This is a genomic window from Cellulophaga omnivescoria, from assembly GCF_027915275.1.
GTDB lineage: Bacteria > Bacteroidota > Bacteroidia > Flavobacteriales > Flavobacteriaceae > Cellulophaga > Cellulophaga omnivescoria.
The window spans coordinates 3072012-3097963 of the sequence record NZ_CP115819.1; the positions used below are offsets into that span (position 1 = coordinate 3072012).

The 25952-nt window shown below is 31.0% G+C and carries 20 protein-coding genes; 11 read left to right on the forward strand and 9 right to left on the reverse strand.

The genetic code is table 11. The features are described 5' to 3' along the window. Positions 1-11: 11 nt before the first annotated feature. A protein-coding gene (gene prfB, locus PBN93_RS13575; RefSeq protein WP_139344252.1) for a peptide chain release factor 2 occupies positions 12-1110 on the reverse strand; the annotation gives its coding sequence in 2 pieces (ribosomal slippage) (positions 12-1046 and positions 1048-1110; 1098 coding nt in all). Positions 1111-1201: 91 nt separating this feature from the next. Between prfB and PBN93_RS13580 the strand changes: the two genes are divergently transcribed. Then, on the forward strand, positions 1202-3601 hold the full coding sequence (locus tag PBN93_RS13580) for a zinc-dependent metalloprotease (RefSeq protein WP_271080868.1): 2400 nt from the start codon (positions 1202-1204) through the stop codon (positions 3599-3601). 16 nt (positions 3602-3617) lie between these two features. Further along, positions 3618-4640 carry a threonine aldolase family protein gene (locus PBN93_RS13585; RefSeq protein ID WP_077405572.1) on the forward strand — a complete coding sequence of 341 codons (1023 nt, stop codon included), beginning with the start codon at positions 3618-3620 and terminating at the stop codon, positions 4638-4640. Here PBN93_RS13585 and PBN93_RS13590 read toward each other — a convergent pair. Then, a complete protein-coding gene (locus tag PBN93_RS13590; RefSeq protein WP_077405575.1) occupies positions 4626-4949 on the reverse strand; it encodes a YegP family protein in 324 nt (107 codons plus the stop codon). The two genes, PBN93_RS13585 and PBN93_RS13590, sit on opposite strands and share 15 nt — an antisense overlap. A 240-nt stretch (positions 4950-5189) precedes the next feature. Between PBN93_RS13590 and PBN93_RS13595 the strand changes: the two genes are divergently transcribed. Further along, positions 5190-6290 (forward strand): OmpA family protein, encoded by a 1101-nt coding sequence (locus PBN93_RS13595; RefSeq protein ID WP_271080869.1) that lies wholly within the window; start codon positions 5190-5192, stop codon positions 6288-6290. Positions 6291-6561: 271 nt separating this feature from the next. On the opposite strand, the gene PBN93_RS13600 is transcribed toward PBN93_RS13595, so the two are convergent. Both PBN93_RS13600 and PBN93_RS13605 read right to left on the reverse strand, forming a co-directional pair. Beyond that, positions 6562-7017, reverse strand: a complete 456-nt coding sequence (locus tag PBN93_RS13600; protein WP_077405581.1) for a thioredoxin family protein — start codon at positions 7015-7017, stop codon at positions 6562-6564. 41 nt (positions 7018-7058) lie between these two features. Then, on the reverse strand, positions 7059-7385 hold the full coding sequence (locus PBN93_RS13605; RefSeq protein ID WP_077405584.1) for a YbaB/EbfC family nucleoid-associated protein: 327 nt from the start codon (positions 7383-7385) through the stop codon (positions 7059-7061). Positions 7386-7452: 67 nt separating this feature from the next. On the opposite strand from PBN93_RS13605, the gene PBN93_RS13610 reads away from it, so the two are divergent. The 3 genes from PBN93_RS13610 (at position 7453) to PBN93_RS13620 (ending at position 12089) form a co-directional block, all read left to right on the forward strand. Further along, positions 7453-9591, forward strand: a complete 2139-nt coding sequence (locus PBN93_RS13610) for a S9 family peptidase (RefSeq protein ID WP_077405587.1) — start codon at positions 7453-7455, stop codon at positions 9589-9591. A gap of 74 nt (positions 9592-9665) precedes the next feature. Further along, entirely contained in the window at positions 9666-10706 is a 1041-nt protein-coding gene (locus PBN93_RS13615; protein WP_077405590.1) for a PLP-dependent cysteine synthase family protein, read from the forward strand. Positions 10707-10829: 123 nt separating this feature from the next. Then, positions 10830-12089: an aminotransferase class I/II-fold pyridoxal phosphate-dependent enzyme gene (locus PBN93_RS13620; protein WP_077405593.1), complete on the forward strand. Its 1260-nt coding sequence runs from the start codon at positions 10830-10832 to the stop codon at positions 12087-12089. A 57-nt stretch (positions 12090-12146) separates the two neighbouring features. Here PBN93_RS13620 and PBN93_RS13625 read toward each other — a convergent pair whose 3' ends face one another. Continuing rightward, entirely contained in the window at positions 12147-13265 is a 1119-nt protein-coding gene (locus PBN93_RS13625) for a GTP cyclohydrolase (protein WP_077405596.1), read from the reverse strand. An 84-nt stretch (positions 13266-13349) separates the two neighbouring features. After that, the gene (locus PBN93_RS13630) at positions 13350-14372 is read right to left on the reverse strand and encodes a transporter (protein ID WP_077405599.1); all 1023 of its coding nucleotides are present in this window, start codon (positions 14370-14372) and stop codon (positions 13350-13352) included. Between the two features lie 103 nt (positions 14373-14475). On the opposite strand from PBN93_RS13630, the gene PBN93_RS13635 reads away from it, so the two are divergent. From PBN93_RS13635 to PBN93_RS13650, 4 genes are all read left to right on the forward strand, one after another. Beyond that, positions 14476-14745: a DUF4834 family protein gene (locus PBN93_RS13635; protein ID WP_077405602.1), complete on the forward strand. Its 270-nt coding sequence runs from the start codon at positions 14476-14478 to the stop codon at positions 14743-14745. Between the two features lie 107 nt (positions 14746-14852). Further along, the gene (locus PBN93_RS13640; protein WP_077405605.1) at positions 14853-17288 is read left to right on the forward strand and encodes a YfhO family protein; all 2436 of its coding nucleotides are present in this window, start codon (positions 14853-14855) and stop codon (positions 17286-17288) included. Then, entirely contained in the window at positions 17288-18574 is a 1287-nt protein-coding gene (locus PBN93_RS13645) for a glycosyltransferase family 4 protein (RefSeq protein WP_077405607.1), read from the forward strand. The genes PBN93_RS13640 and PBN93_RS13645 overlap by 1 nt, the downstream gene beginning before the upstream one ends. After that, positions 18558-20027 (forward strand): lipopolysaccharide biosynthesis protein, encoded by a 1470-nt coding sequence (locus PBN93_RS13650; protein ID WP_077405610.1) that lies wholly within the window; start codon positions 18558-18560, stop codon positions 20025-20027. Before PBN93_RS13645 ends, PBN93_RS13650 begins: the two co-directional genes overlap by 17 nt. A gap of 62 nt (positions 20028-20089) precedes the next feature. Here PBN93_RS13650 and PBN93_RS13655 read toward each other — a convergent pair whose 3' ends face one another. Both PBN93_RS13655 and uvrA read right to left on the reverse strand, forming a co-directional pair. Continuing rightward, complete coding sequence (locus PBN93_RS13655; protein WP_271080870.1) at positions 20090-21286, reverse strand: hypothetical protein; 1197 nt, start codon at positions 21284-21286, stop codon at positions 20090-20092. A gap of 115 nt (positions 21287-21401) precedes the next feature. Beyond that, positions 21402-24182, reverse strand: coding sequence for an excinuclease ABC subunit UvrA (gene uvrA, locus PBN93_RS13660; protein ID WP_271080871.1), 2781 nt, complete (start codon positions 24180-24182; stop codon positions 21402-21404). A gap of 254 nt (positions 24183-24436) precedes the next feature. On the opposite strand from uvrA, the gene PBN93_RS13665 reads away from it, so the two are divergent. Next, positions 24437-25018 carry an RNA polymerase sigma factor gene (locus PBN93_RS13665; RefSeq protein WP_077405619.1) on the forward strand — a complete coding sequence of 194 codons (582 nt, stop codon included), beginning with the start codon at positions 24437-24439 and terminating at the stop codon, positions 25016-25018. Positions 25019-25246: 228 nt separating this feature from the next. On the opposite strand, the gene PBN93_RS13670 is transcribed toward PBN93_RS13665, so the two are convergent. After that, complete coding sequence (locus PBN93_RS13670) at positions 25247-25909, reverse strand: endonuclease III domain-containing protein (protein WP_271080872.1); 663 nt, start codon at positions 25907-25909, stop codon at positions 25247-25249. Positions 25910-25952: the final 43 nt, after the last annotated feature.

Sequence of the window (25952 nt, forward strand, 5' to 3'; positions counted from 1 at the left end):
ATTATTAAAAATTAATCTTCATTTTTTTGTCCCATCATCATTAAATAAGCTTTTAAAAATGGGTCTATTTGTCCGTCCATTACAGCATCTACATTGCCTGTCTCTTCGGCAGTACGCACATCTTTTACTAGTTTATATGGGTGCATAACATAGTTACGTATTTGTGAACCCCACTCAATTTTCATTTTACCAGCTTCAATTTCGCTACGTGCTTCTTGTTTTTTACGCAATTCAATTTCATATAATTGAGATTTAAGCATTTTCATAGCAGTAGCTCTGTTGTCATGCTGAGATCTAGAATCTGAGCAAGAAATTTGTATTCCGGTTGGTTTATGAGTTAACTGTACTTTAGTTTCTACCTTATTAACATTTTGTCCGCCAGCGCCACTAGAGCGTGCTGTTGTAATTTCTATATCAGCAGGGTTAATTTCTATTTCTATACTGTCATCTGCAAGTGGGTATACATATACAGAAGCAAAAGAAGTATGTCTTTTAGCATTACTATCAAAAGGAGAAATGCGTACTAATCTGTGTACTCCGTTTTCACCTTTAAGCCAGCCAAATGCATAATCTCCTTCAATTTCTAAAGTAACAGTTTTTATGCCAGCAACATCACCTTCTTGGTAATTAAGTTCTTTAATTTTATAGCCATTTTTTTCTGCCCACATTAAGTACATACGCATAAGCATTGCTGCCCAATCACAACTTTCTGTGCCACCAGCACCAGCTGTAATTTGCAAAATTGCTGTAAGTTCATCACCTTCATCAGAAAGCATATTTTTAAACTCTAGGTCTTCAATATGTATTTTGGCTTTGTTGTAATGGTTTTCTAATTCTTCCGCAGTTACATCACCTTCTTTTAAAAACTCTAATAAAACCTCTAAATCGGTGACAAGTAGTTTTGCATCATCAAAGTCTTTAACCCATTTTTTTTTGGCTTGTAAAACTTTCATTTGGGCTTGTGCTTCCTGAGCATTATCCCAAAAGTTAGGAGCTAGTGTTTTTTCTTCTTCGTTTTCTATTTCTATTAGCTTGGCATCTATGTCAAAGATACCTCCTTAACGCACCAAGGCGATCTAAAAGATCTTTGTATTGATCTGTTGTTATCATTTTTTAAAATAATTTAAAAGCAAAAATAGCACTAAACTATGGTTGTACAATCTATTTTATATAAATTTAGAAAATCAAAAAAAATTTATCTATGAAACGTATTTCTATTTTGTTGTTTATTCTTGTTTATTGTGCTATTTGCAATGCACAGTTTAGTAACAAATACAGTACTTTTAAAAAGTTTGATGGATTATTTTCTTTTTTTTATGATGATAGTACAGATAAAATTTATTTAGAAGTTACAGATTTAGAAAAAGAGTTTTTATATGTAAGCTCTTTAAGCAGTGGTGTAGGTAGTAATGACATTGGTTTAGACAGAGGCCAGTTGGGTAAAACTAGGGTTGTTTATTTTAAAAAAGCCGGTAATAAGTTACTGTTAATACAACCAAATTTAAAATATAGAGCTTTAACTAATAATGCTTTAGAAAAACAATCTGTAGAGCAAGCATTTGCAAAGTCTATTTTAGGTGGTTTTAAAATTGAAGAAGAGGCCAATGGAAAATATTTAATAGATATTACGTCTTTATTTATGCAAGATACCCACGGTGTTGCTAATAAACTTAAAAACACTGCTCAAGGTAATTATAGTTTAGATGCAAGCAAAAGTGCTTTTAACTTAGAGCGTACTAAAGCTTTTCCTAAAAATATAGAGTTTGATGTTTTTTTAACCTTTAAAGGAACTGCAAAGGGAAGGTATATTAGTTCTGTAGCCCCAACTTCTGGCTTGGTAACAGTAGCTCAACATCATTCCTTTGTAGAGTTGCCAGATAATAAATTTAAAAAAAGGAGTTACCATCCGCGTAGTGGTTCTTTTATGTTCTCTTATTATGATTATGCCACGCCTATAGAGCAAGACATTCATAAACGTTTTATAACTAGGCATAGATTACAAAAGAAAAACCCTAATGCCGCAATTAGTGAAGCCGTAGAACCTATTGTTTATTACTTAGATAATGGCACACCAGAACCTGTGCGTACTGCATTGTTAGAAGGTGGTAGGTGGTGGAATCAAGCTTTTGAAGCCATTGGTTATAAAAATGCTTTTCAGTTAAAAATATTACCAGCAGACGCAGACCCAATGGATGTTAGATATAACGTTATACAATGGGTCCACAGATCTACACGGGGGTGGAGTTATGGAGCAAGTGTTACAGACCCAAGAACCGGAGAAATTATAAAAGGACACGTAAGTTTAGGTAGTTTGCGCATTAGACAAGATTTTTTAATTGCACAAGCCTTAACAAATAAACCTTTTGCTAAGAGTGATGATAACAATAACAAAATGCTTGAACTTGCATTAGCACGTATAAGACAGTTGTCTGCACACGAAATTGGACATACTTTAGGTTTTGCTCATAATTTTGCAGCTAGTACCAACAACAGAGCATCTGTTATGGATTACCCGCATCCACAATTTAAGTTGAAAGGAAAAAATATAGATTTTTCTGGTGCATATGCAGAGGGTATAGGTGAGTGGGATAAATATACAGTAGCTTATTCTTATTCAGATTTTAAAGAAGACAAAAATGAAGATGAGGAGTTAAAAAAAATAATACAAAAAGCACAAAAGGAAGGCTATAGGTTTATATCAGACAGAGATGCCAGAGCCAGTGGAGGTGCACATGCATATGCACACCTTTGGGACAATGGAGGTAATGCAACAGAAGAATTAAATAAGGTGTTAAAAATTAGAGCAGTAGGTATTTCTAATTTTTCTATTGATAATATTAAGGAAGGACAACCAAATTCTGTGTTAGAGGATGTTTTTGCGCCGCTTTATTTTTTTCATAGATACCAAACTGAAGCTGTAACAAAATTAATAGGTGGTTTAGATTATAATTATACTGTTAAAGGAGACCAGCAACTTACGGTTAAAGCTGTCTCAAAAAAAGAACAACAAGAAGCACTACAAAGTTTATTACAAACAGTAAACGCAGAGCAAATTGCAATTCCTAAAAATAAATTATCACTTTTTCCACCTAGAGCTTTAGGTTATGGTAGTACAAGAGAATCTTTTAACGGAAAAACAGGAATTTCTTTTGATGCGCTTTCTGCTGCAGAAACTGCAGCAGATATGACTCTTTCCTTTTTATTGCATCCGCAAAGAGCATCTAGATTAGTACAACAAAAAAGCTTAGATTCAAAACAAATTGGTTTGCATGATGTGCTAGATCAGTTAATAAATAACACATTTAAAAAGAGTTATAAAGATACTTATTTAGATGAAGCGCAACAGAATATTAATTTTAGAGTCTTGTATTATATTAAAAATTTAGCAGCAAGCAAAAGTGTGCACCCAAAAGTAAATGCAATAGCTAATTTTAAATTACAAGAATTAAAAGATAGATTTTTAGATAGAAACAAACCTTATGCATTAGAGGTTGTAAATAGAATAGAACATTTTCAAAAACACCCAGAACTTTTTAAGCCAATAGTTTCTCCTAAAATACCAGATGGTTCACCAATAGGAATGGAATGTATGACTAACTAAAAACACAATATTTAAAATGAAAATAAATCTTATAAGTGACACCGTAACAAAGCCAACATCAGAAATGCTTAGTGCAATGTTTGCATCTGATGTAGGAGATGATGTTTTTAAGCACGATCCTACAATTAATGCTTTAGAAGAAAAAGTGGCGGCAATGTTTGGTAAAGAAGCAGCATTATTTTTTCCTAGCGGTACAATGGCAAACCAAACGGCAATAAAGTTGCATACACAGCCTGGTGATCAATTAATTTGCGACAAATATGCTCATATTTTTAATTATGAAGGTGGTGGAGTAAGTTTTAACAGTGGTGTGTCATGCAGGTTGGTTGATGGCCACAGAGGTATGATGACAGCAAAACAGGTAGAAGAGGCTATAAACCCTCCAGATTTTTATCATAGCCCACTTACTACCTTGGTTTGTATAGAAAACACAACTAATAAAGGTGGTGGCGCTTGCTGGGATTTTGAAGAGCTAAAAAAAATTAAGATGGTTTGTGAAAAACACAACTTAAAATACCATTTAGATGGGGCTCGTTTATGGAATGCATTGGTAGCTAAAAATGAAACTCCAAAACAATATGGAGATTTGTTTGATACTATAAGTGTTTGTTTGAGTAAAGGTTTGGGCTGCCCAGTGGGTTCTGTTTTAGTTGGCTCTAAAAAAGACATACAAAAAGCCATAAGAATACGTAAAATATTTGGGGGTGGTATGAGGCAAGCAGGTTACTTGGCCGGTGCAGCTATTTATGCACTAGATAATAATATAAATAGATTAAAAGAAGACCATACTAAAGCTAAAGAAATAGGTGATGTGTTACAAAAACTAAGCTACATAAAGAGTGTAGAGCCTATAGAAACAAATATTGTTATTTTCTCTATTGATGAAGATAGATTGACACAAAAAGATTTTTTAGACAAACTATTAAAAAACGGAATAGAAATAATTGGTATGGGACAAGGAAAATTGCGCATTGTTACCCATTTAGATTATACTAATGCTATGCACAGTAATTTTTTAACTATATTAAAGAGTTTGTAAATTGTTAATAGATAAAAAACTATTTTTTAAATTTTTAATACCATTCTCCATACCTGCTTCAGATGAGTAAAACTGGCTTTTACCTATAACTTTGCCGTTTAAGGTTTTTAAATTAAATAAAAATTTGCCATTGTAGGCAGTTTTACGTTCAAAAACGTTTAAACTGTTTATAGATGGCATTATTTCTTTTATAGCACTATTTAGTTCTTCTTTTGTATTAAAACTATTGCCATGCAATAACACAACATTGTTTTTAGTTTTTAAACTAAAAGTGAACGTATTATCCTCTTTTTTTACAATATCTATCATAACTACACATTTTTCTTAAAGATAACATTTTTTTTAAAGTTACAGTTAATTTAAATTTAAGACTTTGTTAAGAGTAGTAGTTTATTTTAAAATTAACGCTTGTTAAGCTCTAAAACACTAGTAAAATAGGGTTTTTTTATAAAATAATACAGTTTTTCTATGATTAGTTGAACATAAAAATTATATTTGCACTATAATTATTTAACATATTTTAACATTAATTAAACACATTAACCAAAAATGAAAAAATTATTATTCTTATTTGCAGTTATGACTGCATCTGTTACTATGGCTCAAGATTTGCCTACAAATCCAGAACCAGGTAAATGTTATGTACGTTGTACAACTCCTGACGTATATGTAAATGAATCTATTACAATTACAACTAAGCCTGCATATTCTGTATTAAAAACAGTACCTGCAACTTTTAAAACAGTTACTGAGCGTGTTTTAGTAAAAGACGAGAGCAAAAGTTTAAAAATAGTACCAGCTAAATGGGGAACAGAGACTGTTACTTATGTAGCAAAAGAAGGTGGTAACACATTAAGTATTACTCCTGCTAGTTTTACACCTAGCTCACAAACTATAGAAGTTAAGCCTGCTTACGCAGTATGGGAATTAGGTGCGCCAGCTCCTGATTGTGCTTCTAGCAACCCAGATGATTGTAGATACTGGTGTTATAAAGGTTACCCAGCAGAGTTTACTACAATACAAACACAAGAGTTAGCTTCAGATGCTACTGTATCTAAAACCCCAATTGGTTCTAGAAATGCTACATATAAAAAGACTGTTTTAGTTTCTGGTCCTTCTGTAGTAGAAACTATAATTCCTGCTGAATACAAAGAAATTACAAAAACTCTATTAGATAAGGATGCTTATACTACAAGTGTTTCTGTACCTGCTGTAACTAAAACAATTACTAAAGAGGTATTAAAGCAAAAAGGTGGTCTTACTACTTGGAGTGAAGTTGAGTGCTCATTAGTACAATACCAAGCTTTACCAATAAACTGGAATACTGGTAGCTCTACTTTAACTGCTGAAGCAAAAAGAATTATTGATTCTAGATTAATGCCAGTTTTAAATCAAAACCCAGGAGTTAAATTAGAAATTGCTTCTCATACAGATTCTAGAGGTAACAGTGTATCTAACCAAAGCTTATCTGAAAGAAGAGCTAAATCTGTAGCAGATTACTTAATCTCTAAAGGTGTTAACTCTAGCTTATTAGTAGCTAATGGTTACGGTGAAAACAAATTGAAAAACAGATGTAAAGATGGTGTTTCTTGTACAGAAAGAGAGCACGCTGCTAACAGAAGAACTGAATTTAGATTAATTAACAACTAGTAGTAAAATCTATTATAGTTAATCACTAACCAATAAAAAGGGCTTTCAATTAATTTTGAAAGCCCTTTTACTTTTTTGTTATTGTAACCAGGGTAATATATAAACCAATTTTAATGGTTAGCCAGTTTACATTTTAAAACTAAAATATAGTGTAAGAGTTTCTAAGTCTTGGGTTAGTAATAAACGTAACAGAGCTATTTGTTTTATAAAAAAAATAAGCCTTCAAAATTAATTGAAGGCTTTAAATAAATTTTATTCTATTTAAGATTTTTTAATCTATATATTTTTTTAAAAATTTTATATGGTGTTGTACTTCGCCGTTCATACTATAACCGTGTAATGCACCTTTTTCTCTTCCTTTATTGTCTAGTATTTTTAAGTTAGGAAACACACCTTTCTTGTTGTACTTAGCCATTAAGTCCATATTGTGCTTTAACTGCTTTTCGGTTAATAAATCATTGTTTCTTGGAATATCAATATACAATAACTCATAATTTTTAGAAATTTCTCTAAATTCGTCGGTATCAAACAAATCTTTTTTTAACATTTTGCAAGGTCCGCACCAATCACTACCAGTAAAATAGACTAAAATATTTTTGTCTTCTTTTTTGGCTTTTTTCAATACAGTCTCATAATCTGTGTTCCATTCTACATCTCCAATAACTTTATTAGTTGGTGTAAAACCAAATAATAAAGGAAAAATTAAGGCAATTAATAAGTGTTTCATCTTTATATTTTTTATTATTGATACAAAAAACTTGCCAGTTTTTATTTAAATAACGAATCCATTCCAGGAATATTGGGTAAACCATCTTTTGCAGCTGCGGCTAATTCAGTTTCATTTACCTGTGTTGCTCTTTCAATAGCCTTATTTAAAGTTACTATTAAATAATCTTCAAGCTGTTCTTTATCTTGTAAAAGACTTTCGTCAATATCAATACTTTTAATAGTTCTATTAGCAGTTATAGTAACCTTAATTGCGTTATCAGTAGATTTTTCATCAATTAAAACAGTATGTAATCGTTGTTTTGTTTCTTCAACTTTTTGTTGGGTTTCTTTAAGTTTTCCCATCATACCCATCATATCTCCAAACATAATTTTTTAGTTATAGTTAATATGTTTCAAAATTACTAAATTGTTGGTCAATCAACCTTAAAAAGAAATGAAAGTCATAAAAAAATGTATTGTTCTGTTAGTTAGTATTATTTTTGTTGCTTCATGTAAAAATATAAATAAGCCTATGGCTACTATTAAAACTCCTGTTGCTAAAAAAGTACCAAAAGAATTAATTAAACATAATGATGTTAGAATAGATGATTATTATTGGTTAAATAATAGGGAGGATAAAGAAGTAATTGCATATTTAGAACAGGAAAATACGTATTACAATACCTTAACTGCCCATACTAAAGATTTTCAGAAAACACTTTTTAATGAGATGAAGGAGCGTATTAAGGAAGACGACTCTTCTGTTCCTTATAAGTTAAATGGTTATTGGTATGAAACTAGGTATGAGTTAGGAAAAGAATATCCTATTTACTCTAGAAAGAAAGGGGAAGAAACGGCAGCAGAAGAAATTATTTTTAATTGTAATGATTTAGCTATAGGTCATGATTATTTTAATTTAAGTGGTATTGCAATTAGTCCTAATAACAAGTTAGCAGCTTTTGGTGTAGATATTGTTTCTAGAAGAGAATATACAATTAGAATTAAAAACTTAGAAACAGGGGAAGTTTATAAAGATGTTATAGAGAAAACCACAGGTAGTAGCGTATGGGCTGCAGATAACCAAACTTTGTTTTACACTAAAAAGGACCCTGTAACGCTAAGATCAGACAAAATTTACAAACATAAACTGGGTACGCCAACTTCTGAAGATGTTTTAGTGTATCATGAACAAGACGAAACTTTTAATACTTACATATATAAAACCAAGTCAAAAAAATACATAGTAATAGGGTCTTCTAGTACGTTAACATCTGAGTATAGATTTATTAAAACAGAAGAACCCGATTCAGATTTTGAAATATTTTCTCCAAGAGAAAGGGGACTAGAGTATTCTATAGCACATTACGGAGATAAGTTTTATATTTTAACTAATAAAGATGGTGCTTATAACTTTAAATTAATGACTTGTAGTGAGTCTGCAACGCCAGCTACAAATTGGAAAGAATTTATACCTCATAGAGAAAATGTATTGCTAGAGGATTTAGATATTTTTAAAGATTACTATGTATTATCTGAAAGGGAAAATGGTTTAAATAAATTGAAAATTGTTCGTTGGGATACCAACAAAGGATATTATTTGCCTTTTGAGAGCGAAACCTATACGGCATATGTTGGCATTAACCCAGATTTTAATACATCCATCCTAAGGTATGGTTACAACTCATTAACAACGCCTAGTTCTGTAATAGATTTTAATATGGATACCCATACCAAAGAAGTTAAAAAAGAACAGGAGGTACTGGGGGATAAATTTAATAAAGAGAATTATAAGTCTGAACGAGTTTGGGCAACAGCCAGAGATGGTGTAAAAATACCTATGTCCGTAGTATACCATAAAAACACTAAGTTAGATGGTACAAGCCCTTTATTGCAATACGCCTACGGATCTTATGGATATACAATTGACCCTTATTTTTCAACAGTACGTTTAAGTTTGTTAGATAGAGGTTTTATTTATGTAATTGCGCACGTTAGAGGAGGTGAATATTTAGGTAGAAAATGGTATGAAGATGGTAAACTTTTAAAAAAGAGAAACACCTTTACAGATTTTATAGATTGCTCTAAATATTTAATAGATAATAAATATACTAGCAGTAAACATTTATATGCATCTGGTGGTTCTGCCGGAGGTTTACTTATGGGAGGTATACTTAATATGGCACCAGAATTATATAATGGCGTAATTGCAAGTGTGCCATTTGTGGATGTTGTAACAACAATGTTAGACGATTCTATACCGCTAACCACTGGCGAGTATGATGAGTGGGGCAACCCTAATGATAAAGAGTATTATGATTATATGAAGTCTTACTCTCCTTATGACAATGTAACAGCACAACAATACCCAACAATTTTGGTAACCACTGGTTTACATGATTCTCAGGTACAATATTGGGAACCTGCTAAATGGGTAGCAAAGTTAAGAGAACTTAAAACAGATAGTAACTTACTATTTTTAGATACAAATATGGATGCAGGTCATGGCGGTGCATCAGGTAGGTTTGAAGCTTTAAAGGAAGTAGCAAAAGACTACGCGTTTTTAATAGATTTAGAGGGAAAAATCGATAAGTAAAAAAAAAAACCTAAATTTGTCACGTAATTGATAAGCTAACCAACAAAGTCTTATCATTTTATAACCAAATACGCATGGAAAATAAAATTAATGCCTATAACAATGTTTTAGAGTTAATAGGTAACACTCCGTTAATTAAAATTAATAATGTTACTAATTCCTTTAAAGGAGAATATTACGCTAAAGTAGAGGCTTTTAATCCAGGACATTCTGCAAAAGACAGAATAGCAATTCATATAATTGAAGAAGCAGAACGTAAAGGATTATTACACGAAGACAGTACAATTATTGAAACAACATCTGGTAATACAGGTTTTAGTATTGCAATGGCAAGTATTGTTAAAGGATACAAATGTATATTAGCAGTAAGTTCTAAATCATCTCCAGATAAAATAGATATGTTGCGCTCTATGGGAGCACAAGTATATGTTTGTCCTGCACATGTAAGTGCAGATGATCCTCGCTCATATTATGAGGTAGCTAAAAGGTTACACAGAGAAACAGAAGGTTCTATATACATTAATCAATATTTTAATGAACTTAATAGAGCTGCGCATTACGCTTCTACAGGTCCAGAAATTTGGAAACAAACAAATGGTAATATTACCCATTTAGTTGCCTGTAGTGGTACAGGTGGTACTATTTCCGGTACAGCAAAGTATTTAAAAGAGCAAAACCCAAATGTAAAAGTTATTGGAGTAGATGCTTTTGGTTCTGTATTAAAAAAATATCATGAAACACGTGAGTTTGATGCTAATGAAATTTACCCATACCGTATAGAAGGTTTAGGCAAAAATTTAATACCAGGAGCAACAGATTTTGACGTTATAGACAAGTTTGTAAAAGTTACAGATGAAGAAAGCGCACATACTGCAAGACAAATTTCTGGTACAGAAGGTTTGTTTGTGGGTTATACTAGTGGTGCTGCAATGCAGGCTGTAAAACAATTACACGCAGATGATGAATTTGATGCTAATAGTAAAGTAGTTGTTATATTTCCAGACCACGGTTCTAGATATATGAGTAAAATATATAGTGATGAATGGATGGAGGCTCAAGGTTTTTTACATACAGAAGTAGAACAGGAAAAGCCAGAAATTCAATTTGTTAAGTAATAAACTTAGAAATTAAAAAATAAAAAGACAATGAATTTTACTTCATTGTTTTTTTTTGTTCATAAAATTGTTATGAAACCTTGCTGAAATTCTGTACTTTTGCAGACAGCCAAAATAGCTTAGATGAGAGATTTATTTGATAGAATACTAGCGAACAAAGGACCATTAGGAAAATGGGCATCGCAAGCAGAGGGATATTTTGTTTTCCCTAAATTAGAAGGAACTATTTCTAATAGAATGAAATTCCAAGGGAAAGAAGTAATTACTTGGAGTGTTAACGATTATTTAGGTTTAGCAAACCACCCAGAAGTGCGTAAAGTAGATGCACAAGCAGCAGCAGATTATGGTTCTGCTTACCCAATGGGAGCACGTATGATGTCTGGACACACAGACTTACACGAACAATTACAAAATGAGTTGGCTGAATTTGTTAAAAAGGATGCAGCTTATTTATTAAACTTTGGTTACCAAGGTATGGTATCTACTATAGATGCTTTGGTTTCTAAAGATGATATTATTGTTTACGATGTAGACTCACACGCATGTATTATTGATGGTGTACGTTTGCATATGGGTAAACGTTTTACTTATAAGCATAATGACGTTGAGAGTTTAGAAAAAAACTTAGAACGTGCTACTAAAATGGCAGAACAAACTGGTGGAGGTATATTAGTTATCTCTGAAGGTGTTTTTGGTATGCGTGGTGAGCAAGGTAAATTAAAAGAGATTGTTGCTTTAAAAAAGAAATTTAACTTTAGATTTTTAGTAGATGATGCTCACGGTTTTGGTACATTAGGAAAAACTGGTGCTGGAGCAGGTGAGGAGCAAGGAGTGCAAGATGAAATAGACGTGTACTTTGCTACTTTTGCAAAATCTTTAGCTAGTACTGGTGCATTTATTGCAGCAGATCAAGAAATTATAGATTACTTAAAATACAACTTGCGTTCGCAAATGTTTGCAAAGTCATTGCAAATGCAATTAGTAGTAGGAGCGTTAAAGCGTTTAGATATGCTTAGAACAATGCCAGAGTTAAAAAATAAACTTTGGGAGAATGTAAATGCATTACAAAGCGGATTAAAAGAGCGTGGTTTTGATATAGGAACAACTACTAGTTGTGTTACACCTGTGTTTTTAAATGGTAGTATACCAGAAGCTATGGCATTGGTTAGAGATTTAAGAGAGAACTATGGTATTTTTTGTTCTATAGTTGTTTATCCTGTAATTCCTAAAGGACTTATTTTATTAAGAATGATTCCTACAACGTCTCATACTTTAGAAGATGTAAACGAAACACTTAATGCTTTTGATGCAATACGTGAGCGTTTAACAAATGGTACATATAAAAGATTATCTGCCGCTGTTGCAGCTGCAATGGGAGAGTAAAAAATCTTTTTATTTTATATTAAAAAACCCAAGTATATTATGCTTGGGTTTTTTAGTTTATAAATTTTTTCTGTAAGTTCTTCTTCTTCTAAATATTTTAGGGTCAAAATTTTTCCAAATCTGTCTTATAGCCGTATTTTCTTCTAATTCTGGTGTTCGTATACAGTTTTCTATACCCTTATCTTTAAATGTTTTGTAATATTCATTAAAAATAATTGCTGTTACGCCTTTGTTTTGGTATTCTGGATGTACGCCAATTAAGTAAAAAATAACATCTTTACTCTGCTTTTTAGCTTTAAGTAAATGGTAAGCGCCAAAAGGAAATAGCTTCCCTTTAGATTTTTGTAAAGCTTTAGAAAAAGAAGGCATTACTATAGAGAAAGCAACAAGATTATCATCCTTATCTACAATAAATTTTATGTACTCTGGATTAATAAAACTTATATATTTTTTCTTAAAATGTTCTTTTTGTATGTCGTTTATTGGGACAAAGGAAGATAAAGATGCGTAAGACTCATTAAACAAATCAAACATTTTGTCTGCTAAAGGCATTACGTCTTTAGTTTTTGTAAAATTTATTTCTCTTAAATTATATCTCTTTTTTATTAAACCCTGTATTCTTTCAAAAAACTCTGGCTTGGCATTGGCAAAAGGAAACTTGTTTTCCAAGTATTCTTTTTCCTTTACAAAACCTAAACGCTCGTAATGGTTAACGTAGTATGGGTGGTTGTACCAAGTTATCATACTACCAATATGGTCATAACCTTCTGTAACAACACCCACTTTATCTAAATTAGAAAATCCTACAGGACCTTCCATATATTCCAAATTATGTTTTTTTCCTATTTCTTCAACCTTTTGTAGTAATGCTTCAGATACGTTTATATCATCAATAAAATCAAACCAACCAAAGCGCATTTTTTTTACTTTTTGGTTGTTAATTTCAATCCAGTTAATTATTGCAGCAACTCTACCTACAATTTTAGGTCCGTTGTAAGCTAAAAGAAACCAGGCCTCTGCATCTTTAAAAACGGGGTTTTTTTCTTTATTAAAAGTATCTAATTCATCGTTAATTATTGGAGGTACCCAATATGGTGAATTTTTATATATACTAAACGGAAATTTTACAAACTGTTTAAGTTCAGCCTTAGTTTTAGCCTCTACAATGGTAATCATATTCTAATATCTTTATCTATATCAATATTAGGAATATTAATTAATAAGAGAAAGTTTTAGGCTTATTAAAATTAAAAGATGTTTTTAAAAATCTATTGGTTCATCATCTTTAGATTTCTTTTTCTTACTATTTTTATTTTTGGCATCTCTTTTAGCTTGTTTTCTTTTCTTTTTTAAGTCCTTTTTTCTGATTTTTCCGTCTTTGGTTGTTGCATTCTGATCTTCAATAGCAATTACTTTATCTTTATGCATGTCTAACCTATATGAAAAACCGGCAGCAAAAAATAGGCGGGTAGGAGTATCTTTTATATTGGCACCCAAATGTAAATCTACTTGCATATTTTCATCAATTAAATAAGCAGTACCACCTCTAAAAATTACATCAGAATATCTGTCGCTTTTAATGCCTTGGTTTTCTGCAAAAACACTCCATTTTGGGTTTCTAAATGCGTGAGATAAAGATACAATGTAGCTCCATTCAGGAAAATCTGTTCCTATGCGGTCATACGCTACATTGGTTATAAGTACAAATTTAGGAGAAAGCCTACTTTGTGTAGCAATCATACCTCTAGGCGAAATTGTTGCTTCACCAGGGTAGTATGGATTGTCTCCCAAAACAAAGTTGGCACCTGCATAAACAGATATTGCAGGTATTAAATTTTTTAGCTGAAATGTGTTATTAGCTTTCCAGCTATATAAATTTGGCTTGTTTGCTTCTTCACTCTTGTAAGGGTCAAAAATTAAATATTTTAATCCAATTCTATTTCTTTTAAAATCTGTATACTTTTGATCAGGAAAACCAATGGTAGAATATGTTCTGTTTTCATTAGTATATGTTCCTTCATATATAATTTCTAACTCTTCAAAAAACAAACCATACCTTAAAGCTAAATCTACTCCCAATAATTTAGAATCCGTTTTTAGTGTGTTATGACTTTGTTTTTCGTAAGACATTCCGGCTTCGGCCTGTAAAACTCCTGTGCCAATTGCATATGCACTTACAGATTGTCCTGGTCTGTTAGAGTTTATTACGTCTGTGTATTGTGAGAGTCCTAAAAATGGAAGTGCAAAAAGAAATAAAGAGAATATATTTTTTAATTTTTTCATACCTGTAAGCTTACCTAAATATACTTTTATTATTATTTTAAGAGATATAATCTTTATATACAACGGTAGAATTGTATTTTTGATATAAATTTCTAGAACAAATATGGATTTTTTAATAGCTATTCTTGTAATTATTGCGGTTTATTACCTGCTTAAGTTTTTGATACGCTTATATGCGCCAAAAATGATGAATTATGCAGCTAAAAAAACGGAAGAACATTTAAAGAAAAAATTTGAAGAGTTTAGTCAAAACCCTAATCAGGGATATACAAATACAACCGAAAATTCTTCTACCAAGGTTAATAAAACTAAATTTAAATCTAACCCTTCTAAAAAAGTTGGTGAGTATATAGATTTTGAAGAAGTTGAATAACTAATTGTAAATAACAACCAACCTTTACTAGGTTTAGACTTTAAGCAACTAAAAAATGCTTATTTTGCTAAACTTATGTGTGATATTAATACAACACCAACAACATAATGAAAATTAATTTTAAATCTGTTTTAACAAACTTTTTTGTTCTTGTTTTATTTGTAGTGGCTTCTTTGGCTTACTTTACTCCTGTTTTGCAGGGTAAAAAAATATTTCAGTCAGATATTGCCCAATATACAGGAATGGCAAAGGAGCAAAATAATTTTAGAGAAAAAACAAATACAGAGCCTTATTGGACAAATAGTGCTTTTGGAGGTATGCCAACATATCAGTTAGGAGCTAATTACCCTCATAATTACATAAAAAAATTAGACAAATTAATACGGTTTTTACCTAGACCAGCTGATTACTTATTTTTATACTTTTTAGGATTTTATATTTTATTATGCTGTTTAAAGGTAGATTATAGGTTAGCTGTTGTTGGTGCTTTAGCTTTTGGCTTTAGTACATATTTAATAATAATTTTAGGTGTTGGCCACAATGCAAAAGCGCACGCTCTAGGTTATATACCAATGTTATTAGGAGGTATAGTTTTAATGTTTAGAAAAAAATACATTTTAGGATTTATACTCACAGCATTTGCAATGGCTTTAGAGGTTAATGCCAACCATTACCAAATGACCTATTATTTTATGTTGCTAATTTTAATATTGGGTGTAATTTATTTAGTATACGCATTTAAAGAAAAGCAACTAAAGCATTATTTTATTTCTGTAGGATTACTTTTTGCTGCTGTGTTAATTGGTATTGCAACAAACGCAACTAATTTAATGGCAACAAAAGAATATTCTGATTGGAGTACCAGAGGTACATCTAAATTAACCATAAATAATGATGGATCTGATAGAGAGAATACTGGAGGACTAGATAAAGAATATATTACACAATACAGTTATGGAATAACGGAGTCTTTAAACATATTTGTGCCAAGACTATTTGGAGGGTCTAACTCTGAAAATTTAGGAGAAGAATCCAAAACTTATGAGTTTTTAGTGCGTAAAGGTTTATCTAGAAAACAAGCATTAGATTTTGCAGAAGGTTTGCCGTTATATTGGGGAGACCAACCGGGTGTTTCTGGAGCAGCTTATGTAGGTGCAGTATTATTTTTTCTATTTGTTTTAGGTTTGTTAATTGTAAAAGGTAAATTAAAATGGTGGCTTTTAGGTGGTACTATTATGTCATTAGTGCTTTCATGGGGAAAAAACTTTAGTGGTTTAACCAATTTTATGATAGATAATTTTCCTTTATATGATAAGTTTAGAGCAGTTTCATCTATCCAAGTAGTATTGGAGTTGTGTATTCCTTTGCTTGGTATTTTAGCTTTAATGACCTTATTTAAAGAGAAAGAAAATAGAGCTAAATACAATAAATCATTACTAATAAGTGCAGGGTTAGTTTTAGGAACATTAATACTATTATTTTTAGCTAAAGGAACTTTTACTTTTGATGGGTTAAGTGATGATAATTATAGAAAATATTTTGGAGATGAAGTATTAGCTATGATAAAACTAGACCGACAAGAGGTGTATACTAATGATGTTTTACGTTCTTTAATATATGTATTACTATCAGCAGCTACATTGTCATTATTTATACATAAAAGGTTAAAAAACAACGTTTTTGTAGCGGTAATGGGTGTATTAATTTTAGCAGATTTAGTACCTGTTGCTAAAAGGTATGTTACAGAAAATGACTTTGTACATGCAAGACAAATGGAGCAACCTTTTCCTATAACAAATACAGATAAACAAATAAACCAAGATACTTCTGTATTCCGTGTTTATAACCCAAGAGAAGGGTTAAACGGAGCAAGTACATCTTATTATCATAATTCTATTGGTGGTTACCACGGAGCAAAACCAGCTGCAATGCAGGACTTGTTTGATTTTCATATTTACAAAAACAATGTAAGGGTTTTAAGTATGCTTAACGTAAAATATGTAATTCAGGAAGATGAAGAAGGACGTACTTATCCAGCAGTAAACCCTAATGCAATGGGTAATGCCTGGTTTGTACAAAACCTAAAAAAAGTATCTTCTGCCAATGAAGAGATTATGGCATTGGATAGTTTAAATATTAAAACAGAAGCTGTAGTTAATATAACCGAGTTTCCAAAATTATCTAAATTTAGTTTTGCAAAAGACTCTACAGCCACAATTATTTTAGATAAGTATGAGCCAAACCACTTAACATATACATCTATTACTACAACAGATGCCTTAGCGGTATTCTCTGAAATGTATTATAAAAATGGATGGAATGCTTATATTGATGGAAAAAGTTCGCCATACTTTAAAGTAAATTATACGCTTAGAGCTTTAGAAGTGCCTGCTGGTAAACATAAGATAGAATTTAAATTTGAGCCAGAAGTAGTTGTAAAAGGCAGTAAAATAGCTTTAGCAAGTAACATACTTTTAGCTATAATTGTTATTGGAGGTATTATTTTTAGTTTTAAAAAAACAACTAAACGGGAAGATGCATAATGCAAAAGGTGCTAATTATTGCCTATTATTGGCCACCAGCTGGTGGCCCTGGAGTACAGAGGTGGCTTAAATTTGTGAAATATTTAAAAGATTATAATATTGAGCCTGTAGTATATGTGCCAGAAAATCCTAATTATCCTATAGAAGATGCATCCTTTGTAAATGAAATTCCCAAAGGTGTAAAAATTTACAAACAGAAAATTAATGAACCTTATGGTTGGGCTAATTTTTTATCAAAAAACAAAACAAAAAAAATTAGTTCTGGTTTAATACAAAGTAAAAATCAATCTATAATAGAAAAATTTTTGCTGTGGGTACGTGGTAATTTTTTTATACCTGATGCTCGTAAAAATTGGGTGAAACCTTCTGTTAATTATTTAACTAAGGTTGTAGAAGAGGAAAATATAAATACAATAATAACAACTGGCCCCCCACACAGTATGCATTTAATAGGCCTTAAGCTTAAGGAAAAGTTAGGTGTTAATTGGGTGGCAGATTTTAGAGATCCTTGGACTTCTATTGGGTACCATAAAAAGTTAAGATTAAGTAAGTCATCAGCTAAAAAACACAAAAATTTAGAACATTTGGTTTTAAATTCTGCAGATAGTATTTTAGTAACTAGTAAAACCACTAAAAAAGAATTTTTAAATATTACTAGCAAACCTATTGAGGTGATAACAAATGGTTTTGATGGTGATATCGCCAGTAAAAAAACTTTAGATAAAAAGTTTACAATATCGCACATAGGATCTTTACTTACAGGTAGAAATCCAGAAAATTTATGGAAAGCATTGTCTGAGTTGTGTGAGGAAAATAAAGACTTTAAAAGAAGTTTATGCCTTCAGTTTATTGGTGTTGTAAGTGAAGATGTTTTAGAAACAATTTATAAATACAACTTAAAATCTTGCGTAAATTTATTAGGATATGTCTCACATAAAGAGGCATTAGTGTATCAAGAAAAATCTCAGGTATTATTACTCTCAGAAATAGATTCTCCAGATACAATAGGTATTATTGCAGGTAAGCTGTTTGAGTATATGCGAGCTAAGAGACCAATTTTAGCTATTGGACCAAAAGGATGGGAGGTAAGTAGTATAATAAAAGAGACAAATACAGGCGTGGCTTTTAATTATAGCGATACATATAAATTAAAAAGTTTACTTTTAGATTGGTTTGGTACATACCAAACAGAAAAATTAAATGTAAATTCTACTAACATTAACACATATAGTAGAAAAGAGCTTACAGCTAAACTAGCTAATCATTTATATGGGTATTGTATTTAAACAAACTTTTAGTAATACCATTGTAACTTTTTTAGGCTTTGGTATTGGTGCTATTAATACACTTTTTTTGTACACTAATTTTTTATCTAAAGAAAATTATGGTTTAGTTACAGTAATACTTGCTACAGCAGCATTATTAATGCCTTTGCTAACTTTTGGAGTACAGAATACATTAGTAAAGTTTTATAGTAGTTATAAAGATGGTAATGAAGCAAAGTCTTTTTTAAGCCTTATGCTGTACTTACCAATGCTTATAATTATACCATTTACACTTATTACTTTTTTTGCTACTGATTTTATAGGTGATTTTTTAGCAGAAAAAAACCAAGAAGTTAAAGGATATGTATGGTATATTTTTTTTGTAGGGCTAGCAATGTCTTATTTTGAAATATTTTACTCTTGGGTAAAGGTGCATATGAAATCTGTTTTTGGAAACTTTATGAAAGAAGTTTTTGGTAGACTATGTATTGCTATTTTACTGGTATTGGTTTATTACAAGCTTATCTCTGTAGACTTTTTTTTAAAAGCTTTAGTAGGAGTTTATGTTTTGCGCTTGTTAGTGATGAAATGGTATGCTTTTAGCTTAGAAATGCCTGGTTTTAATTTTAAACTTCCAAATAATTATATTTCAATTATAAAGTATAGTGCACTTATTATTTTGGGCGGTTCTGCAGCCGTAATTTTACTAGAGATAGATAAGTTTATGCTTAACCAATATGTAGCTATAGAAAATGTAGCATTTTACGGCGTTTCTGTTTTTATAGCAACAGTAATAACGGTACCCTCTAGAGCTATGCACCAAATAACTCATCCTTTAACTGCTAAGTTATTAAATAGCAAAGACAAGCCAGAATTACTTAAGCTATATAAAAAATCATCATTAACCTTATTTATAATATCAGGAATTATTTTTCTATTAATTGTACTTAACTTGAATGAACTGTATAAATTAATGCCCGTTGCATATAGAGGAGGAATGCTTGTTGTTTTTTTAATTGGTTTAACAAAAGTGTTAGATGCTCTTTTGGGTAATAGTAACTCCATTCTTTTTAATTCTGATTATTATAGAGCAATATTAGTTATGGGAGTTTTGCTTGCTATTTTGGTAGTTGCTTTAAACTATGTATTAATTCCTGCTTACGGTTTAGAAGGAGCAGCTTGGGCATCATTTATTGCTATAGCAGGCTTTAATGCTGTAAAAATAGGCTACGTATATGCCAAGTTTAAAATGCATCCTTTTAGTTTAGATACATTAAAAGTTTTATTGGTTTTATGTGTGTTAGGTGGTTTGTTTTTCTTTGTAAATTTTAAATTTTATCCGGTAATAAATATTGCTTTAAAAAGTATTATAATTAGTGTTGTTTATATTTTTGTGCTTTATAAGCTTGGAGTTTCCAAAGATGTTTACGGTATAGTATCACCTTATTTAAAGAAAAAAAGAAAGCAAAAGTAAAGCCCCAGAAGAATAAATTCTCCTAGGGCTTTAACAACTAACAACCTAAAAAACTGTCTTTATTATCTTCTGCTTCTTGTACTAGAACTAGTTCTACTAGATCTAGATGGAGCTTTTGTGCTACTTGATGTTCTAGAACTGCTTCTTGTTGATGCAGCTCTACTTTTAGATGAACTACTTCTACTAGGAGTTTTTGTTACTCTTGTAGTTGTTCTGGTAGTGCTTCTTGTAGCTCTACTATTAGTACTTTGTGGTTTTCTATTAACCGTTGTAGTTCTTTTAGTAGTGATTCTAGCTGGTGTTTTAGCAGTACTTCTTGTATTACCAACTCTGCTATTTGTTCTGCTTTTTGCAGGAGTTTTATATGTTGTAGATCTCGTAACAGATCTAGATGTGTTAGGGTTTCTACTAGTTGTTCTAGTTACAGTAGTAGATCTAGTATTAGCTCTGTTATTTCTATCTATAACAGTTTTATTACTTTTTCTTGAGTTTTGTACAACAGCTCTAGAGTTTGTTCTAGCAATGCCAACTGTTCTGTTACTTCTTGTAGTTACTCTGTTATCATTTCTGTACACTTTAGAAGATCTGTAATTGTCTCTATTGTTGTATTTATATGATTTACCAACTCTTACATAAGATTTTCTATAATTGTTTGTATAAGGTCTATAATACGTATATCTAACAGGAGCATAATACCTTCTGTATGGTCTTGGTTGTACTAAACAAAAGTTAACTGCTGGTCTATGAAAATAACTATTGTATCTGTTAAATGTAAAATTTCTGTTATACCTGTTAATATATCCTCTGTGATAATCATAAAATCCTCTACTATTATAGTAAACATACATACCTCCAAGCCTGTGAACTCTATTGTTTCTGTAATTAATGTTTACATCACCAATTTGTTCTACTCTTCCGTAATAGTCATAATAAATAGGAACATTTTCTACTTGTATTACAGCTCCGTAATCATCATACTGTACATATGCATTATAATTGTAACCTGTATTAAAGGTGATATTTGCGTTTCTGCCTAAATTTATATTAGCATTTACATTTACTCTATTATCAATAAAGAAATCAAACTCACCATCTGGGAAAACTGAAAATGTTACGCCGTTCTCTACAAAAGTAAAAGAGTTGTTTTGTAATAAAGTATTGCTGCTTGCAACCTTATTCTCTGTGTTTTCTGTAGTTACAGCCATTGTACTAAATGTACCAACTAAAAGTGCTGTAAAAAGTAATACTGATTTTTTCATACTATAAGGTTTTATAAATTCAGAATGCAACTATTTACATTCTGATATTTATATTACAAACAGCGTGCCAAAAAACAGTTTTTGTATTTAACTATTTGATTATTAGTAAATTAATTTAGTTTAATTTTTCCTTAAGATATTTAGCTGTAAACGATTTTTTACTTTTTGCAATTTGCTCTGGAGTACCAGTAGCTATTAATTGTCCTCCTTTTGTACCACCTTCTTGCCCTAAGTCAATTATAAAATCTGCACATTTAATTAAATCTATATTGTGTTCTATTACAACAACAGAGTGTCCTTTATCTAAAAGAGCATTAAAAGATTTTAGTAATTTTTTTATATCATGAAAATGTAAACCAGTTGTTGGTTCATCAAAAATAAATAAAGATTTGTTGGTTGTTTTACCTTTTACTAAAAATGAAGCTAATTTAATACGTTGAGCCTCACCACCAGATAGGGTAGAAGAAGACTGCCCAAGTGTAACGTAACCTAAACCAACATCTTGTAAAGGTTTTAGTTTGTTCATTATTTTTAATTGTTGATGCTCTTCAAAAAAGGCAATGGCATCATCAATAGTCATAGTTAAAACATCATCTATATTTGCGTCCTGAAATTTTACCTCAAGTACTTCTTTCTTAAAACGTTTACCATTACAAGCATCACAAAGTAAATGTACATCTGCCATAAACTGCATTTCTACAGTTATTTCACCTTCTCCTTTACATTTTTCACAACGGCCGCCATCTACATTAAAAGAAAAGTGCTTTGCTTGGTATGCTCTAAGTTTGCTTAATTTTTGTGAAGCAAATAACGCTCTAATATCATCATAAGCCTTAATATAAGTTACAGGATTAGATCTAGAAGACCTACCAATAGGGTTTTGGTCTACAAACTCTACATTTTTTATATCCTTATATTCTCCTTCTACAGAAGTAAATTGTCCGGCTTTTTCTCCGTAGCCTCCAATTTCTTTTAATACTATAGGGTAAAGTAATTTTTTAACCAATGTACTTTTTCCGCTACCAGATACCCCTGTTACCACAGTTAGTATGCCTAAAGGAAAAGTAACATCTATATTTTTAAGGTTATTTTCTCTTGCGCCATTTATTCTAATAAAATTGGTAAAGTTTTTTCTTTTTTTAGGTACTTCAATTTTTTTAGTGCCATTTAGGTAACTAGCAGTTAAAGAGGTAGATTTTAAAATATCTTCCATAGTACCATTTGCTACAACCTCTCCACCATGTGTACCCGCCTCAGGACCTATATCTATAACCTGGTCTGCGGCATTCATTATATCCTCATCATGTTCTACAACAATAACAGTGTTACCTAGGTCTCGTAAAGATTTTAAAACATCTATTAAATTTTCTGTGTCCTTTGGGTGTAAACCAATACTTGGCTCATCTAATATATACATAGACCCAACCAAGCTACTGCCTAATGATGTAGCTAAGTTTATACGTTGACTTTCACCACCAGATAATGTATTAGATTTTCGGTTTAGTGTTAAATATGTTAATCCTACTTTATTTAAAAAACTAAGTCTTGTAGTTATTTCCACCAACAAGCGTTTTGCAATTTGTGCATCATGTTTATTTAGCTTAACCGAGTCAAAAAAATCTGTTAGCGTATCTATAGGTAGTTCTACTAGTTCTGATATGCATTTATCATTAATCTTAACATAGTCTGTCTCTGGACGTAAACGTTTTCCTTTACATGTAGCACACTTAGTTTTGCCTCTGTACCTAGAGAGCATAACACGGTTTTGTATTTTGTAACTCTTTTCTTCTAACATTGCAAAAAAGTTATTTAGGCCTGTAAAATATTTATTACCGTCCCAAACTAATTGTTTTTGCTCTTCTGTAAGTTCAAACCAAGGTTTGTGTATAGGAAAATCAAACTTATATGCAGCAGCTATAAATTCATCCTTATATTTGCCCATACTTTCTCCTTTCCAAGGAAAAATTGCACCCTCATAAACAGACAACGCAGTATTTGGAACAACTAAATCTTGGTCTATACCAATAACATCACCATAGCCTTCACAAGTTGGGCAAGCACCAAAAGGATTGTTAAAACTAAATAAGTGTACGTTTGGCTCTATAAATTTAATGCCATCTAACTCAAACTTATTGCTAAAAGTAGTTTGTTTACCTGTTTCTAATTCTTCAATAATACAATTGCCTTCACCTTCAAAAAAAGCAGTATCAACAGCATTTGCTAATCTATTATAAAAATCTTCATCATCTTTAGTTATAATTCTATCTACCACCAAATAAAACTCTCTATCCATTTGTGTAATAGAATCGTCTATACGTAAAACTTTACCTTTGTGTTTTATTCTGGCATACCCTTGTTTAGAAAACATTTCTAAAGCTTTTAAAGGCTCTCTATCTTCTTTAACCTTAATAGGAGCAAGAAGTAATAGTTTTGTATTTGCACTATACTCTTTAATAAAGTTAACAACATCTGTAACAGTGTGTTTTTTTACTTGCTTACCAGAAACGGGAGATATTGTTTTACCAACCCTAGCATACAATAGTTTTAAGTAATCATAAATTTCTGTTGTAGTACCTACAGTAGAACGTGGGTTTGTAGAGTTTACTTTTTGCTCTATAGCAATTGCAGGAGCTATACCTTTTATATAGTCTACTTTAGGTTTGTCCAATTTACCTAAAAATTGGCGTGCATATGAAGATAAACTTTCTACATACCTACGTTGGCCCTCTGCATAAAGTGTATCAAAAGCAAGGCTAGATTTACCAGAACCAGATAAACCAGTAATAACAACAAGTTTATTTCTAGGAATTACAACATCTATATTTTTGAGGTTGTGCAGTTTAGCACCTTTAATAATAATATTATGTTTTGGGTCGACGTCTAAAAGTGTATTCATATCCGTAATTAATACTGTAAAGATACAATTTGTACCTTTTAATAACCATAAAAGACGCTTTTACATCAAAAATAGGGGTAATCACAACATAGATTTTTTGCGAACCTCTTATTTTATATATATTTGAAGTGTAATTAAACTTATAGGCCTATATAGCGAACATTACTTTTTTAAAATTATTAAACACTATTAAATGAACTTATTCCCATATAGGGAGGCGGTACGCATTAAATAACCAAAAAAAGTAACTCGAAATGGATCTACAAATTGAAGACTCAGTATTAGTAAAAAAGTATATTACAGGAGATGAAAAATCTCTAGAAATATTAATTAATAGACACAACCAAAGAATTAGTAGTTTTATTTACTCTAAAGTATTAGATAGAGACATTACTGAGGATATATTTCAAGATACTTTCATTAAAGTGATAAAAACTTTAAAAAAGGGTTCTTATAGTGAAGAAGGTAAATTTTTACCGTGGGTAATGAGAATTGCACACAATTTAATTATAGATCACTTTAGAAAAAATAAGCGTATGCCTATGTTTGAAGGTAGCGATGATTTTAATATTTTTTCTGTAATAAGTGATGATAAGTTAAATGCAGAAAAACAATTAATAAAAAACCAAATTGATTCTGATTTAAAAGTTCTTATTGAAGAATTACCAGAAGATCAAAAAGAAGTTTTATTAATGCGTATCTACAAGGATATGAGTTTTAAAGAAATCTCTGAAAATACAGGAGTTAGCATTAACACTGCATTAGGAAGAATGAGATATGCTTTAATTAACATGAGAAAAATAATAGAAAAGCACAACATCGTTTTAACGAATTAATAGGTTTTTAACCTAAGAGTATAATATTTCTAAAATAGTAGCGTTATCTTACTATAACAATACTATTTTATATGGAAAAAATTTACTCTAAACAACAAAACAACTCTTGTGCAATAATGGCAACATCTAAAAGTACAGTTCAGTTTTTACTGAATTATTCTAAATCGATGAATGTAATTACATACAATGAGATGCAATTTGAAAACATTTTGAACTAAAAAAAGAGCCTTAACGGCTCTTTTTGGTTTTATAATATTCTTCAATCACTGTTTTTCTCCCTATTGTTTTTGTAATTATATCTTTATCTAAATCCCAACCTCTGGCTGGAGAATAGTCTCTACCGTACCAAATAATTTGCAAATGCAGATCGTTCCATAATTCTTTAGGAAACAATCTTTTTGCATCTTTTTCTGTTTGTACAACATTTTTTCCATTTGTAAATCCCCATCTGTACATTAGTCTGTGTATGTGGGTGTCTACAGGAAATGCAGGTATTCCAAAGGCTTGTGATACTACCACTCCTGCTGTTTTATGTCCAACAGCTGGAAATTTCTCTAACTCATCCATATCTTTAGGAACAATGCCATTGTGTTTTTTTATTAACATTTGTGATAAACCGTGTATTCCTTTGGCTTTCATAGGAGATAAACCAACAGGTTTAATTATGTCTCTAATTTCATCTACAGTTAATTTAACCATATCATAAGGGTTGTCTGCCTTTGCAAATAGTAATGGCGTAATTTTATTTACACGTACATCTGTGCTTTGTGCAGACATTAAAACTGCAATTAATAAAGTATATGGATCTTTATGGTCTAAAGGAACTGGTATTGTAGGGTATAGTTCTTTAAGTTTGTTTATTGTAAAAGTAACTTTTTCTGCCTTGGTCATTTTTGATTAGCTTTACTAAAAATTAGAAAAAACGAATTTAAAT

Bases quoted from the DNA above. Each gene is read 5' to 3' on its own strand.
- PBN93_RS13635 (WP_077405602.1), top strand. From the start codon at position 14,476: ATGGATTTTTTAATAGCTATTCTTGTAATTATTGCGGTTTATTACCTG.
- PBN93_RS13580 (WP_271080868.1), top strand. From the start codon at position 1,202: ATGAAACGTATTTCTATTTTGTTGTTTATTCTTGTTTATTGTGCTATT.
- PBN93_RS13615 (WP_077405590.1), top strand. From the start codon at position 9,666: ATGGAAAATAAAATTAATGCCTATAACAATGTTTTAGAGTTAATAGGT.
- PBN93_RS13605 (WP_077405584.1), bottom strand. From the start codon at position 7,385: ATGTTTGGAGATATGATGGGTATGATGGGAAAACTTAAAGAAACCCAA.
- uvrA (WP_271080871.1), bottom strand. From the start codon at position 24,182: ATGAATACACTTTTAGACGTCGACCCAAAACATAATATTATTATTAAA.
- PBN93_RS13630 (WP_077405599.1), bottom strand. From the start codon at position 14,372: ATGAAAAAATTAAAAAATATATTCTCTTTATTTCTTTTTGCACTTCCA.
- PBN93_RS13590 (WP_077405575.1), bottom strand. From the start codon at position 4,949: ATGATAGATATTGTAAAAAAAGAGGATAATACGTTCACTTTTAGTTTA.
- PBN93_RS13595 (WP_271080869.1), top strand. From the start codon at position 5,190: ATGAAAAAATTATTATTCTTATTTGCAGTTATGACTGCATCTGTTACT.
- PBN93_RS13640 (WP_077405605.1), top strand. From the start codon at position 14,853: ATGAAAATTAATTTTAAATCTGTTTTAACAAACTTTTTTGTTCTTGTT.
- PBN93_RS13625 (WP_077405596.1), bottom strand. From the start codon at position 13,265: ATGATTACCATTGTAGAGGCTAAAACTAAGGCTGAACTTAAACAGTTT.
- PBN93_RS13610 (WP_077405587.1), top strand. From the start codon at position 7,453: ATGAAAGTCATAAAAAAATGTATTGTTCTGTTAGTTAGTATTATTTTT.
- PBN93_RS13650 (WP_077405610.1), top strand. From the start codon at position 18,558: ATGGGTATTGTATTTAAACAAACTTTTAGTAATACCATTGTAACTTTT.
- PBN93_RS13655 (WP_271080870.1), bottom strand. From the start codon at position 21,286: ATGAAAAAATCAGTATTACTTTTTACAGCACTTTTAGTTGGTACATTT.
- PBN93_RS13665 (WP_077405619.1), top strand. From the start codon at position 24,437: ATGGATCTACAAATTGAAGACTCAGTATTAGTAAAAAAGTATATTACA.
- PBN93_RS13645 (WP_077405607.1), top strand. From the start codon at position 17,288: ATGCAAAAGGTGCTAATTATTGCCTATTATTGGCCACCAGCTGGTGGC.
- PBN93_RS13585 (WP_077405572.1), top strand. From the start codon at position 3,618: ATGAAAATAAATCTTATAAGTGACACCGTAACAAAGCCAACATCAGAA.
- PBN93_RS13670 (WP_271080872.1), bottom strand. From the start codon at position 25,909: ATGACCAAGGCAGAAAAAGTTACTTTTACAATAAACAAACTTAAAGAA.
- PBN93_RS13620 (WP_077405593.1), top strand. From the start codon at position 10,830: ATGAGAGATTTATTTGATAGAATACTAGCGAACAAAGGACCATTAGGA.
- PBN93_RS13600 (WP_077405581.1), bottom strand. From the start codon at position 7,017: ATGAAACACTTATTAATTGCCTTAATTTTTCCTTTATTATTTGGTTTT.